Origin of the sequence: Tigheibacillus halophilus (genome assembly GCF_042683165.1) — a bacterium.
Taxonomy (GTDB): domain Bacteria; phylum Bacillota; class Bacilli; order Bacillales; family Amphibacillaceae; genus Tigheibacillus; species Tigheibacillus halophilus.
Genome location: NZ_JBHUIZ010000018.1, coordinates 220,024 through 234,129 on the forward strand (window position 1 = coordinate 220,024; position 14,106 = coordinate 234,129).

Consider the following 14,106-nt stretch of genomic DNA (forward strand, 5'->3'; position numbering starts at 1 on the left):
ATGTCCCCGTCATTATTTCAATGCTGCCTGAGATTGATCTGACCAGGCTGGCAGCATGTTGGATAGCTTTTTGTCGTTCCGGTAGCCGAGTACATATTCTGCTTGCAGCACGGTGTGGATCTCCCTTGTGCCTTCATAAATAACCGGAGCTTTGGAGTTGCGCAAATAACGTTCTACAGGGTATTCATCTGAAAAACCGTAGGCTCCGTGGATTTGCACGGCATCATCGGCTGCTTTATTGGCAAAATCGCATGCTTGCCATTTGGCAATGGAAGTTTCTCTTGTGTTGCGTTTGCCGGCGTTTTTCAGTTCACCGGCACGATATACGAGCAGCCGGCTCATTTGAAGTCCAGCTTCCATGTTAGCGAGCATTTGCTGGACGAGTTGATGCTTACCAATAGGTTTACCAAAGGTTTCCCGTTCATGGCAATATTTCACACTTGCTTCCAGACAAGCCATGATTTGTCCTACTGCGCCCGCAGCAACAGTGAAACGCCCATTATCAAGTGCTGACATAGCGATTTTAAAGCCTTCACCTTCTTTGCCAAGCAGATTTTCAGCCGGTACCTTGACGTCATCGAAAAATAGCTCGCCGGTGTTTCCAGAACGAATGCCTAGTTTTCCTTTCACACCCTTGGAAGAGAAGCCGTCCCAAGTGCGTTCCACGATGAATGCAGAAATGCCATGATGTTTTTTATCTTTATCCGTATAGGCGAACACAATGAAATGATCGGCGATATCACATAGGGAAATCCAGCTTTTTTGTCCTTTTAGGGTATAGTAATCTCCGTCTTTTGTCGCGGTTGTCTGCAGTGCGGCAACATCAGAACCGGCTCCGGGCTCCGTCAAACCGAATGCTCCGATTTTTTCACCTCTTGCTTGCGGAGTCAGATATTTTTGTTTCTGTTCCTCATTTGCCCATTGTAGAAGTGTCATGCTGTTCAATCCAGTGTGAACCGATACGGCTGTCCGAAAAGCTGTGTCGCCGCGTTCCAATTCTTCACAGACAATGGCAAGAGAATTATAATCCATTCCAGCACCGCCATATTCTTCAGGGATACAGACACCCATCAGTCCAAGCTCAGCAAGCCGGTTCATTAGATTTGGATCAAATTGTCCTTTGCGGTCCCATTCTGTGATATAGGGCATGATTTCCTGGTCTACAAATTTTCTGACGGTCTGTCGCAACAAATCTTGTTCTTCTGTAAAATTAAAATCCATTTGTATCACTCCTCGATTATATGATGTTGATCGATGTGGAATTCCTGTCTGACAGCATTATTATGCTCGCCGGGTTCTGGCGGATGTCTCCTGATAGTCGCGGGAGTCCGTGATAGCTTCAAAGGGCTTGCTACCATGTTGATTTTTCCTGCTGTCGGATGATCGCATGTTGCAAACATCTCTCGTGATTGAAGCTGCGGATCCTGTGCAACTTCTGCTAGATTTTGAATAGGTCCGCACGGGATTTTGTTTTGCCTGCAAGCTTCCAGCCAAATATCTGTCGGTTTTTCGAGTAGTGCATTTTGCAGCATCGGGATAAGTACTTCCCGGTGCTGTACACGGTCGGGATTGCTTTGAAAGCGTCCATCCGCTGCAATGCCGGGTAAGTCCAATATACTGCACAGCGCTCGAAACTGGTGATCATTGCCGACTGCAATGACCATTTCCCCGTCCTGGGTATGAAATGTCTGGTAAGGGACGATATTGGCATGATGGTTGCCAAGTCTTTCAGGAATCTTGCCGGACATCAAGTAATTGCTGCCTATATTGACAAGGGAGCTCACCGCTGTATCATACAAGGATAAATCCAGCCTTTGACCTTTGCCCGACTGCTGTCTCTCCAACAGGGCACTTTGAATTCCAACACATGCATACAGACCTGTCAGCACATCCGTGATGGCGATGCCCAATTTTTGTGGTTCGCCATCTTTTTCACCAGTGATACTCATCAGGCCGCTCATTGCCTGGATAATAAAATCGTAGCCAGGCATATTTTTATACGGTCCTGTTTCACCGAAGCCAGTAATAGAACAATAAACTAGTTTTGGATTGATGGCAGATAGAGTATCATAGCTAAGACCGAAACGCTCCATTGTTCCGGTTTTAAAATTGTGGATGATGACATCGCTTTCATTAGCGAGCGTCTTAATTGCTTGAATGCCATTTTCTGATTTCAAATCGATTGTGATGCTTCGCTTGTTGCGATTGGCACAAAGATAATAAGCACTTACACCTTCTTTGAATGGAGGACCCCATTTTCTGGTTTCATCACTGCCCCCAGGGGCTTCAACTTTAATCACATCAGCTCCTAGATCTCCGAGGATCATTGTGCAGTATGGGCCCGCAAGTACACGGGACAAATCGAGAATACGTATGCCATCCAATGCTCCTGTCAAGCTTTACACCCTCTTTCTTCCATTAAATAAAAAAGCCAGCACAAATGTTATGCAGTTGATGCTGCAAATCATGAGCTGGCTTTTATCTGTTTGGTCACCTTTGGGAAGGCTCACAGATTAGGCAGTTTTTTTATATACGATGAATTTCACATCATGTGGAACGGGTGCGGCAACACCTCAACATGATTCGTTGTTTCAATTTTAACACAATCTGAATAATTCGTAAATGGCAAACGGATTTAAATGCCTATCCGAATATACCCAAAAGAGGCATATCCAATTTTCGTTGTGGATACACCTTGATGGATTGAAGGAACGAACGTTAGTTTTGAATCAATCGATTGCTGACAAGCCTTATTTGGCAGCCTGTTGCAGCTTGGAAATCATTTTGATCGCTTTACCTGTTCCAATAGCGACGGACTCGAGCGGGTTCGGCGCGATGTGAACTGGTACAATGATCTGTTCGGCGAGCCACTCTTGGATACCGTGCAACTGGGACCCGCCGCCTGTCAGGACAATACCATGATCTACAATATCACCACTAAGTTCTGGCGGACATTCTTCAAGTGTGGTGCGAATAGCTTCCAAAATTTGTTCAAGCAGTTCTTTAATTGCATGATGAATTTCTGTGGAGGTTACATTGACTGTTTTTGGTAAACCGGTCACCATATCACGCCCACGGATTTCCATCGTTTTTTCTTCATGATTCGGGTGTGCATAACCGATTTCCATTTTGACAGTTTCAGCTGTGCGCTCTCCAATCAGGATATTGTATTTTTTGCGGATGTATTGAATGATTTCTTCGTCCATCCGGTCGCCGCCAACACGGACTGAATTGGAAGAAACCACGCCTCCAAAGGATATGATCCCCACTTCGGATGTACCGCCCCCGATGTCGACAATCACATTAGCGATCGGCTCATCCACAGGCAGGTCAGCCCCAATCGCGGCAGCAACAGGTTCTTCTATTAAATGGACATGTTTGACGCCATAACTGGCCACTGCGTTATGAATGGCGCGGCGTTCGACAGAAGTGCTTCCGGTTGGTGTACAAATGACTACTGTAGGTTTTCTCACGGAAAGGCCCATTTTTTTACTGACCTTCTTCAATAATTCCTTCAGCATTTGAGCCGTTACGTCAAAATCTGCAATCACCCCGTCTTTCAACGGACGGATAGGAACGATGTTTCGTGGTGTCTTTCCGATCATTTCTTTGGCTTCTTTGCCGACAGCGACAACTTGCTTCGTGTTTATATCAATCGCAACAACAGATGGTTCATTTAAAACGATACCTTTAGATTTTGTATAAATAAGGACGTTTGCCGTACCTAGATCGATCCCAATCTCTGTATTATTCAACATAATTTAGTTCCTCCAATGATGACAGTTTTCATTCATAGCATTTCTCTATTAGTTACCCTTTTCTGGGGGTGAATCATTTTACAACCAGATTACAAATCTATGGAAACAGTCCCTTGTTGCTCTTTAATGCTTTAGCACTTTACTAAAGCGGGGGCTATCCCCATAGATTAGTGTCTATTAAATTTCATAATACTACTAAAATAAGATGAGGGGAACTGGATTGCAAGTTTCATTTCTTTTACATTCGGCTCCTGATTGTAATATTCCTACAGCGTTTAGGGGGCTGTCAAGTATATATTTCCGGTATATTTTTCCTCTCCAATCGTTTATTTCCAATGCAGCCGGAAAAAGGGTTTTAGAAAATCCCGCATACAAAGCGGATTTTTATGTCAAAACCTGTCGGAATGCCTGTTTTCAGCATCTATGGAAATAGCAGCCAAAATTATTACAAAAAACTCGTGATATATTATTTGTGCAACACAAAAAAACAAAATTTTTCGGGAGAGGTGTTACAAGATGTTTAAACAGATCACCACGGTGGCAGTATTGTCATCTGCAATATTATTTGGCGGTGCCTCCTTACATTCAGCGGATGCGTCGGCACAAGACCAGGGACAGTCCCAGCCGTACAAAATATATTATTCTACTAACTACAGCTGGAACAATCTAAATCAGGATAGCGACTTCAGCAATATGTTTAAGAATTGTTTCTCATGGCAGAATCATTCTGATCAAGCCGCACAGAACCAAGGACAAAATACACAATCACAAAAAGCACCGGAGAAACAGCAAGCTGCACAGCAAAAACCAGCGAAGCAGCAAACACAAGAAACTGTTCAGCAGAAGCCCGCTAAGCAGCAAGCACAACAAGCTGAAAAACAGCCAGCTAAACAACAAACAACGGAACAGTCAACTGAAGATCAGAAACAATCCGCTTCGAGCAAGCAGCAAGGATTGAGCGATTATGAACAGCAAGTAGTAGATTTGACAAACCAGGAACGTGCCAAGGAAGGCTTGAAGCCGTTAAAAGCAGATGTGGAATTGAGCAAAGTAGCTCGTGAAAAATCACATGATATGGCAGTGAATGGTTACTTTTCTCACAATAGCCCGACCTATGGCTCGCCATTTGATATGATGAAGAGCTGGGGAATCAGCTATAACACCGCTGGGGAAAATATTGCTAAAGGACAAAAAACACCACAAGAAGTTGTCAATGCATGGATGAATAGTGAAGGCCACCGAGCTAATATCATGAATCCGAAGTTCACAAAAATCGGAGTAGGTTATTCTTCCCAAGGCAATATCTGGACACAACAGTTCATTGGCTAAACAATGTACAAAAACAAAAAACGAAGAACCTGCCGTCCTGAAATGTGCCGGCAGGTTTTTTATGGCATTCATCAGTGGAAGGGACCGTTTTCTTTTCGATTCACCAGGGTAATAAGAAATGGTACATATTGTTTCTGTTGTGGCAGACTGGCTTTTGGTTTATATTTTGGATAGATAATGGTCATCATGTCTGTAGGTACTTTATTAAAAAGCTGGCCGTTTTTGATGCAACTGGTAAGGGGTGATCGTTTGGTACAAGGAACAGCGAATTGGAGTACAGAACAAAATAAAGAGTGGCTGCAAGAATATGTGAACGACTGGGTTTCTTTCTACCGTAAACATACAGATGATGGAAAGGTAGCGGATTATATACCTTTGTTAAAAGAGGCCGATCCGAATCTGCTTGGAATCTCGATCATTGGTACAGATGGCATGAAAATCAGATCGGGTGATGTGAGTCAAAGTTTTACTTTGCAAAGCATTTCAAAGGTGCTCAGTTTTATTGTGGCCTGCATGACACGTGGTGTGACGTATATTTTAAATCGAGTGGATGTGGAGCCGACTGGAGAAGCCTTCAATTCAATCATGCATTTGGAAATGAAGGGGCCGAAAAAACCATTCAATCCGTTTGTCAATGCAGGAGCAATTACTGTTACTTCCATGCTGGAAGGGAATACCTCTGATGAAAAAATGGCACCGATTTATAATCTGCTGGAAAAAATGCTTGGGTATCGTCCGGTTTTAAATGTGGATATTTACGAGTCAGAACGGGATTCTTCCATGCGTAACAGAGCGATTGGCTACTATTTGCTGGAAACAGGTTTTTTGGAATCCGATTTGAATATCACTTTGGAAACGTATTTCAAGCAGTGTTCCATAAATATCACTGTGGATGATCTGGCGCGGATAGGGGTCATATTGGCAAATGACGGAGAAGATCCGGATACGAAAACGGAAATCATTCCAAGACAGGTTGCCAGGATTGTGAAGGCATTGATGCTTACCTGTGGTATGTATGATGCTTCGGGAAAATTTGCAACATACGTTGGTGTGCCTGCCAAAAGTGGTGTATCCGGAGGCATTATAGCGGTGGCCCCGCCGCGTGTCCGTGAAGAGGAATTGCCATTCATGAGTGGCTGCGGTATCGGAGTATTCGGCCCGGCGCTTGATGAAAGAGGGAATAGTATCGCCGGCATCCGATTGTTGAAGCATATTGCATCACAGTGGGATTTAAGTGTATTTTAATTGAAATAGGTTTCTGGGCCATTGTGGAAAAAACGGCTATCCATACGAAAATCTTCTATAAAAGAGATGGCTTGGTAAGTTCCCAAGCCATCTCTTTTAACACTGCAAGACTATATATCATTATGGATCGAAACAATATAAAAAATCCATTTTCTTTTTACCTTCCAATTCGCTATTTCACTTTGTGTGGCATGGTCGAATGGCGGTTTGGTCAAAGTATAATATCTCTCATTTTGCTTACCGATTTTATGAATGTCTGTCTGATTCACTATTTTTGTAGTAAGACCGGATGTAATATACCCATTTTCGAGCAAGTGCTCCCTCAGCGCTAGTTTTGGAGAAAGGCGGCTGATGAGGATGGTAAGAAAAAAGAGAAGTACAACCGTAAGAAAAATGGCTTTCACATGTTTGTTTTCCACTGTTTTACCCCTTTTCCATTGAGCTTTCCAATCATTGCTGTGGAACAAATCAGGAAATATTTTTCATTCTCTGCTCTTTTTCCCGTTCTTTTTCTTCCTTTGCCACCTTTAGGAAGCGTTTTGTTTCAAAAGCTACTACACCGGATAAACCTAGCAGTCCGACAAGGTTCGGGAAGGCCATAAGGGCATTCATGATATCTGAAATGCTCCAAACCACATTAAGTTGTGATACAGCACCGATCATGACTGCTGCTACAAAAACAATCCGGTAATAAGGAATGGCTTTATCAGAGAATAAGTAGGAAAAGCACTTTTCTCCGTAGTATGACCAGCCAACCAGGGTGGAAAAGGCGAAAAGCACGATTCCGATAGTGACGATGTATCCACCAGCTCCCCCAAGAAATTGAGTGAAAGCTGCGGACGTCAGTGCGACACCTTCCAGCCCCCCATCGTAAAGTCCGGACATGACGATAGTGATCCCTGTAATGGAACAAACCAAAATCGTGTCAATGAACACTTGTGTCATGGAAACGAGTGCCTGGCGTCCAGGATAATCAGTTTTCGCCGCCGCCGCAGCTATAGGAGCCGATCCGAGACCTGCTTCGTTTGAGAATACACCCCGTGCAACACCAAAACGGATGACTGTGCCTAAAATACCGCCTCCGAGCGCGGAACCAGTAAACGCATCATTGAAAATCAAACCGATTGCTCCAGGAACAACTTCCCAGTTCATGACCATGACGATCAGCCCGCCAATCAGATAGAATAATGCCATGATAGGAACGAAAAAGGCGGTGACTTTGCCAATTGCTTTGATGCCCCCAAGTATAACAAGACCTGTCAATAACGTAAGTATAATACCAGTAACCCAGGTTGGAACGCTGAATGCATCCAGCAGCGCTCCTGAGACAGAGTTTGACTGCGTCATATTGCCTATACCAAAGGCTGCAATAGATCCAAATATTGCAAACAAAATACCAAGCCACTTTGCTTTCAAACCGTGTTCAAGATAATACATCGGACCGCCGGACATTTGTCCTTTACTGTTTGTGACACGAAACTTCACAGCCAGAATCGCCTCAGAGTATTTTGTTGCCATTCCGAATAATGCCGACAGCCACATCCAGAATACTGCTCCAGGCCCGCCCATGACGACTGCTGTCGCTACTCCGACAATGTTGCCGGTACCGATGGTTGCTGCCATGGCAGTTGTCAAAGCTTCATAATGACTGATGTCGCCTTTTGATTTTTTGTCCTGCCTTTTCGGACTGAATGCCAATTTTATGGCATAGGGAAGTGTCCGAAACTGCAAAAATCCAAGTCTGCCTGTTAAATAGATTCCTGTTCCTACAATAAGAACTAATGTGATTGGTCCCCAGACAAAATCGCTGACTTTTCCTAGAAATGCATCCAACATATATCCCCCTGTCTATTAAATATATTATAGTTCCTATATCAAATATTGCGAACATTTAATGATAAGTCAATACTTTTTTTGTATAAATTGTAAGGAATGTTTTTTGATCATGTTAACATAGTTGCCATAATTGAATTGCCGTTGGATGCGAAATCTGACAGAATCAACCATCATGTGCATATCTTTTATGCGAAAACAGTGAAATAGTGGAGATTCATGTCGATTTGATTATATAATTACTGTGGATGATCAGAATAATGATGGTAATACGCAGTAACCGGAATGAATCAAGACTGTAAGAAGGGAAATGCGCAGATATTGGGCAGAAAGGTTACCTGGGATGTTTCTTGCATGAAAACAGCTCCGGCGAGAGCCAGCGACGCGTTTAGCTTTTGCCAGGCTTTGTGCAATGCTGCTAAGGGTGTCCTCTATCGGCTTGGCGAATTTCAAGTTTTATTAGGATTATATCCGGGACAAATATCATATAACAAGAAGGAGAGTTATTATTATGGGAAAGCGAAAACTATTGACAGGGATTATTTCAGGAGCAGTTATCGGCGGCATTGTCGCATTGTTTGATAAAGATGCCAGAGGATATGCCAAGGAAAAAATTTCGTCTGCGAAATCATGCAGCGCTAATATCTTGAAAAATCCTTCCGAAGCATTGCGCAATGTGAGCGGAACAGTAAACAGCTTTAACACGACATTCTCCAATCAGGTAGACAATGCCATCAACGCTTTGGAGCAAGTGGAAGACACAGTTAATAAAGTGATTAAACGCGGATAACCTGCCCGCTACCGGCGAAGCGCCTGCAGCGGGCGGACGTTCCTGCCTGTTGCCAAGGAGGGCGAACCATTGAGGCAAACAATCAACTTTATCAGAAAGCTGATGAAAAAATTATCCAGCCATGATGTGTTTGGACTTGCTGCCCAGCTGTCTTATTTTTTTCTGTTGTCATTGTTTCCGCTATTATTGTTTATGATGACTTTAATCGGTTTTTTACCGATTGATGAACAATCTATACTTGATATGGTAGCAATGGTGGCACCGGACCAAACAATGGACCTGATCAACACCAACATTAGTACACTGCTGAACCAGCAAAACAGCGGATTATTGTCCTTCAGTATCATTGCGACGCTTTGGTCGGCTTCAAACGGCGTAAATGCCTTGACCAAGGCACTGAACAGGGCGTATGGAGTGGAAGAGAATCGGACTTTTATTGTTTCGAGGTTGATCGCGTTAGTTTTGACATTAGCTATGATTGTAGTGATCGTGCTGGCGATTTTATTACCCATCCTAGGTAAAATGATCGGCATGTATGTGTTTTCCCTTTTTGGATTATCGGAAGATTTTACAAAAGTATGGAACCTGTTGCGATGGGTAATGACCTCTGTTGTTTTCTTCATAGTGTTTTTGGCGTTTTACAGAATGGCGCCCAACAAACGAATATACCTGCGGGACGCAGTTGCGGGAGCGTTATTCACTACGATTTGCTGGCAGCTTGTTTCACTGATATTTTCTTTCTATGTAAGTACAATTGGTAATTACACCGCTACATATGGCAGTCTGGGCGCTGTAATCATCCTGATGATCTGGTTTTATATTTCCGGTATCATCATGATTATCGGCGGCATCATCAATGCCATGAAAACAGAGAAAGTGGAAGTAAAATAGCTGCCTTATCTTCGGCAGCTATTTTAACAGGCGCAAGCCATTTAAAATCACGAGAATCGTGCTTCCTTCATGTCCAATGACACCAAATGGCAAATCGATGACCTGTAAGAAGTTCGAAAGAATCAATAAAGTGATGACAGCCAATGAAAAGAAAATATTTTGTTTGACAATCCGATTCATTCGCTTGGAAAGGGTCATTGCCTCACCGATTTTCTGAAGATCGCTTTTCATTAGAATGACATCTGCTGTTTCCAGCGCGACATCAGTTCCTTCACCCATTGCGATGGATACGTCTGCACTGGCGAGTGCGGGAGCGTCGTTGATACCGTCACCGACCATGGCTACCTGGCTGTATACATGACGCAGATTTTTGATATGTGTCATTTTTTCACCAGGTAAGCAATTTGCAATGTAATGGTTGAGCCCCGCCTCTGATGCGATAGCCTTGGCGGTTACACCATTATCTCCAGTCAGCATGACAGGTTCGATCTTTTTGGATTTGAGTGTTTGAATGATTTTCTTTCCAGATGTCCGAATGGTATCTTTCAGCCCGAATACAGCCACTGTTTTGCCGTCGACTTTAACTAAGGTGATGGTTTTTCCCGCTTCGGCCAGTTTTTTCAAAAGGTATTCCGCAAAACCCTCCATCAGATCATCATCATTTTCCGGCTTGACAATTTCCCACAAATGACCCTCGACATCCGCTCTAACGCCTTTTCCCCCGGCTGTTTTCATACGACTGATAATGACCTCGTTGTCTTTGTGATCTTTCAGCTTTTCCTGTGCGAATGTGACGATTGCTTTGGCAAGGGGATGCGTAGACTCTTTTTCAATTGCGGCAGCAGCAGCCAATATTTTATCTGCGTCAACATCCGGGTGGTATAGGGCATCCGTCACGAATGGTTTTCCGTTCGTCAATGTACCAGTTTTATCAAAAGCTATTGCCTTGATGTGGGCCAAGTTTTCCAGATGGACTCCCCCTTTGAACAAAACGCCATTTTTGGCACTATTGGAAATAGCTGATAATGTCGCAGGCATGATAGAGGCTACTAATGCACAAGGTGAAGCTACCACGAGCAGGATCATAGCCCTGTATATACTTTCGGAAAAAGACCATCCGAAAAATAGATAAGGTAAAAACATCATAATAGCCACCACACCAAGAACAGCCTTAACGTATGTACCTTCGAAGCGTTCGATGAAAAGCTGTGCTGGTGATCTTTCTTCTTTCGCGTTTTGCACCATCTGGATGATCTTTTGAAAAAGCGTCTCTGATGCTCGTTTCGTGATTTTAATGTAAATGGTGCCATCTAGTGCTACAGTCCCGGCAAAAACCTCTTCCTTGTTTTTTCTTAAAACAGGCATGGATTCCCCGGTGATCGTGCTTTCATCGATGGCTGTTTCTCCATTTTCTATAATACCATCAGCCGGAATGCGTTCTCCAGCCCGTACGAGAATCGTATCGTTGATTGTAAGGTCTTCCACTTTGACACGTTCTATTTCGCCGTGGTTAATCCGTAGTGCGTCCTCAGGCTGCAGTTCCATCAAAGCGGAAATTTCCTTGTTGCTCTTGTTCATGGTATATGTTTCCAAGGCCCCTGACAAAGCAAAAATAAAAATCAGCACAGCACCTTCCGTCCAATAACCGATCGCAGCCGACCCAATCGCAGCCAGTATCATCAGCAACTCGACATTCAACTGTTTATCATGCATCGTATCGAGGATGCCTTCTTTTGCTTTGGCATAGCCCCCGATCATAAATGCCGCCACGTGAAGAATGATGAAAGAGATAGGAGAGATGCTTCCCGAGAACCCCCATGCGAGTAAAATCAGCAGACCACTTGTCAATGCAGCAACTAACTCTAAATGGGCAGCGAGCTTAACGAACAAAAAGCATTTCTTTTTACGATCCGCCTTCATTACAGACGGATCGTGTATTGTTTTTGGATTTGCTTCCATTTTGATTCCTCCCCTTTTGATGCTACAATACATATTACATTATAATAATTATTATTTGGTATTCATTATTATCATAACATGTCAGTGGAGAAAAGCAATAAAAATATATAATTTGTTATCGCTTCAACTTAACAGATAGTATATAGATACAGTTATATGAAAAGTTGAAAAGAAAGGGGTTAACTGTTACAATCATAAATGTTTAAAGTATATAACAGATATAAGGGGAGTTTTGCGATGAAAAAGACTGTAATTTTTCTCTTGGTTGTAATCGTTGCCATGCTGAGCGCATGTTCCGGTAATTCAGACAATAAGGCTGATGGTGCAAATCAGAAGAAGGATCCATTATGGGAAAAAATCAAAGACAAAGGAGTCATTGTGGCTGGAACGGATGGTACATTGTATCCCGCCTCTTACTATCCGGAGGATTCCGATAAATTGACAGGTTATAATGTTGAAATATTTCGTGAGCTGGCTAAGCGGCTTGGCGTGAAAGTGAAATTTGAAGTAATGCCATTCGATTCCATGCTCGGTGCTTTGAGCAGCGGCAGGGTAGACATGATACAAGCAGGTCCTCGTGGCGAAAGCAAGAAAAAATTCACGTACAGTACTCCTGTAAAGTATTCATACGCCACCATGATTGTGCGCAAAAAGGACCACTCTGGTATTGAAAAAATGACCGATCTAAAAGGGAAAAAAGCAGGTGGCGCAGCTACAACTGTATATAGTGAAATTGCCAAAAAATATGGTGCAAAAGTAGTAACATATGGCAATGTGGCAAATGATGCTTATTTGCGCGATGTCGACAATGGACGCACAGATGTGGTTATTAATGATTATTATTTGCAGCGATTGGCTTTAGCGGCTTTACCACAATTTGATTTGGAGATTCATCCGAATTTGAAATTTTATCCGAATACGAATAATGTGGTGATTCAAAAAGATGCGCCAGTACTGGAGAAAAAGGTGAATAAGGCAATTGCCGATATGCAAGAGGATGGCACGCTTACTAAGTTGTCCAAGAAATTCTTCAGCGGAGATGACGTTTCGAAAGAGCCGGATTTACCAGAGATGATTGATATGGAAGGCATTGAGTAAAAGGACGTTTTATCATGATTGAATTAAGTGATGTACATTTGGAAAAATTATTTGATATGGAACTAGCGATAAAAAGCATACCGTTTTTACTGGGCGGCATTCCGATGACTTTGCTGGTGGCTGTTACAGGTATGCTAATGGGGATGATTCTTGGTTTGTTCCTAGCCGTGGGGAGAAATTCTGCAAAAGTGATTTTGCGCTGGCCTGCAAGAATTTATATATCTTTCATGCGTGGCACACCGCTGTTAGTATTTCTGTTCCTTTTATATTTTGGGTTTCCGGTAATTGGTATACAGCTGTCCGGCATTTTTGCAGCTGTTTTAGGTTTTGGATTGAATAGCGCCGCATACATTGCAGAAATTAATCGCTCTGCAATCAATAGTATTGACAAGGGACAGTGGGAGTCCGCCAAAGCACTTAATATGGGCTATTGGTTTACGATGCGAAAAATCATTTTGCCGCAAGCGACTCGTGTCGCAGTTCCCCCGTTGACAAATGTATTCATGGATATTGTCAAGGGTACTTCGCTGGCGGCGATGATCACTGTTCCAGAGCTTTTTCAAAAAGCGCAGATTGTGGCGGGCAGGACCTTTGATTCGATGACAATGTATATTATGGTTGCATTGATTTACTGGCCGATTTGTATGCTCATTTCCCATTTGCAGGACAGATTGGAAGATAGATTCAGCCGATTTTTATAGGTTTCTTCTTTTTATTGCAAATGTATGAATGAGCAAGTTTGTAAATATTTTGCGGCAGGGAAGGTATAATGTAGGAAACATTAGATAGGGAGGAAATTAAAATGCAATTTCGTTCAAATGGCGATGCCATGGAAACAACCGTTGGGTTTGGCGATTTGGTCATTTCTGCAAATGATGAGCTCGGCTATCGTCCTTTCCAGTTGATGGTCGCTTCCATAGTTGGCTGCAGCGGGTCGGTATTTAAAAAAATCCTGAAAAAACAGCGTATTGAATTTGAAGAGCTGACAATTGATGCAGATGTAAAAAGAAATCCCGATGAAGCGGACAGAATCGAGCGTATTATACTGTCCTTCACTATTAAAGGTGAAAACTTAGATAAAGAAAAATTGAAAAAGAATTTGGCGATTGCCCGCAAAAATTGTTCAATGGCTCGTTCCGTGGAAAATAGTATTGAGATTGAAGAAACAATAGAAGTGGTGGAATGAACATGGCAATGATGGAT

At 42.9% G+C, this 14,106-nt stretch carries 13 protein-coding genes; 7 read left to right on the forward strand and 6 right to left on the reverse strand.

Translation table 11 applies throughout. The features are described from left to right. Nucleotides 1–12: 12 nt before the first annotated feature. The 3 genes from ACFSMW_RS20070 to mreBH form a co-directional block, all read right to left on the reverse strand. Complete coding sequence (locus ACFSMW_RS20070; protein ID WP_390358088.1) at nucleotides 13–1,221, reverse strand: acyl-CoA dehydrogenase family protein; 1,209 nt, start codon at nucleotides 1,219–1,221, stop codon at nucleotides 13–15. A 5-nt stretch (nucleotides 1,222–1,226) separates the two neighbouring features. Continuing rightward, the gene (locus ACFSMW_RS20075; RefSeq protein WP_390358089.1) at nucleotides 1,227–2,396 is read right to left on the reverse strand and encodes a CaiB/BaiF CoA transferase family protein; all 1,170 of its coding nucleotides are present in this window, start codon (nucleotides 2,394–2,396) and stop codon (nucleotides 1,227–1,229) included. A gap of 354 nt (nucleotides 2,397–2,750) precedes the next feature. Continuing rightward, nucleotides 2,751–3,758 (reverse strand): rod-share determining protein MreBH, encoded by a 1,008-nt coding sequence (gene mreBH, locus ACFSMW_RS20080; protein ID WP_390358090.1) that lies wholly within the window; start codon nucleotides 3,756–3,758, stop codon nucleotides 2,751–2,753. Nucleotides 3,759–4,274: 516 nt separating this feature from the next. Between mreBH and ACFSMW_RS20085 the strand changes: the two genes are divergently transcribed. Next, the gene (locus ACFSMW_RS20085; RefSeq protein WP_390358091.1) at nucleotides 4,275–5,087 is read left to right on the forward strand and encodes a CAP domain-containing protein; all 813 of its coding nucleotides are present in this window, start codon (nucleotides 4,275–4,277) and stop codon (nucleotides 5,085–5,087) included. Nucleotides 5,088–5,336: 249 nt separating this feature from the next. Then, nucleotides 5,337–6,332, forward strand: coding sequence for a glutaminase (locus ACFSMW_RS20090; RefSeq protein ID WP_390358144.1), 996 nt, complete (start codon nucleotides 5,337–5,339; stop codon nucleotides 6,330–6,332). A 110-nt stretch (nucleotides 6,333–6,442) separates the two neighbouring features. On the opposite strand, the gene ACFSMW_RS20095 is transcribed toward ACFSMW_RS20090, so the two are convergent. Both ACFSMW_RS20095 and ACFSMW_RS20100 read right to left on the reverse strand, forming a co-directional pair. Then, a complete protein-coding gene (locus tag ACFSMW_RS20095) occupies nucleotides 6,443–6,751 on the reverse strand; it encodes a hypothetical protein (protein WP_390358092.1) in 309 nt (102 codons plus the stop codon). 49 nt (nucleotides 6,752–6,800) lie between these two features. Beyond that, entirely contained in the window at nucleotides 6,801–8,168 is a 1,368-nt protein-coding gene (locus tag ACFSMW_RS20100; RefSeq protein ID WP_390358093.1) for an alanine/glycine:cation symporter family protein, read from the reverse strand. Between the two features lie 508 nt (nucleotides 8,169–8,676). Between ACFSMW_RS20100 and ACFSMW_RS20105 the strand changes: the two genes are divergently transcribed. Together ACFSMW_RS20105 and ACFSMW_RS20110 are read left to right on the forward strand one after the other, a co-directional pair. Beyond that, complete coding sequence (locus tag ACFSMW_RS20105; protein ID WP_390358094.1) at nucleotides 8,677–8,955, forward strand: YtxH domain-containing protein; 279 nt, start codon at nucleotides 8,677–8,679, stop codon at nucleotides 8,953–8,955. 69 nt (nucleotides 8,956–9,024) lie between these two features. Then, nucleotides 9,025–9,846 (forward strand): YihY/virulence factor BrkB family protein, encoded by an 822-nt coding sequence (locus ACFSMW_RS20110; protein ID WP_390358095.1) that lies wholly within the window; start codon nucleotides 9,025–9,027, stop codon nucleotides 9,844–9,846. A gap of 18 nt (nucleotides 9,847–9,864) precedes the next feature. Here ACFSMW_RS20110 and ACFSMW_RS20115 read toward each other — a convergent pair whose 3' ends face one another. Then, a complete protein-coding gene (locus ACFSMW_RS20115; protein ID WP_390358096.1) occupies nucleotides 9,865–11,805 on the reverse strand; it encodes a heavy metal translocating P-type ATPase in 1,941 nt (646 codons plus the stop codon). Nucleotides 11,806–12,042: 237 nt separating this feature from the next. Between ACFSMW_RS20115 and ACFSMW_RS20120 the strand changes: the two genes are divergently transcribed. The 3 genes from ACFSMW_RS20120 (at nucleotide 12,043) to ACFSMW_RS20130 (ending at nucleotide 14,089) form a co-directional block, all read left to right on the forward strand. Further along, nucleotides 12,043–12,903: a transporter substrate-binding domain-containing protein gene (locus tag ACFSMW_RS20120; protein WP_390358097.1), complete on the forward strand. Its 861-nt coding sequence runs from the start codon at nucleotides 12,043–12,045 to the stop codon at nucleotides 12,901–12,903. A 14-nt stretch (nucleotides 12,904–12,917) separates the two neighbouring features. Next, a complete protein-coding gene (locus ACFSMW_RS20125; protein ID WP_390358098.1) occupies nucleotides 12,918–13,604 on the forward strand; it encodes an amino acid ABC transporter permease in 687 nt (228 codons plus the stop codon). Nucleotides 13,605–13,705: 101 nt separating this feature from the next. Next, on the forward strand, nucleotides 13,706–14,089 hold the full coding sequence (locus ACFSMW_RS20130) for an OsmC family protein (protein ID WP_390358099.1): 384 nt from the start codon (nucleotides 13,706–13,708) through the stop codon (nucleotides 14,087–14,089). Nucleotides 14,090–14,106: the final 17 nt, after the last annotated feature.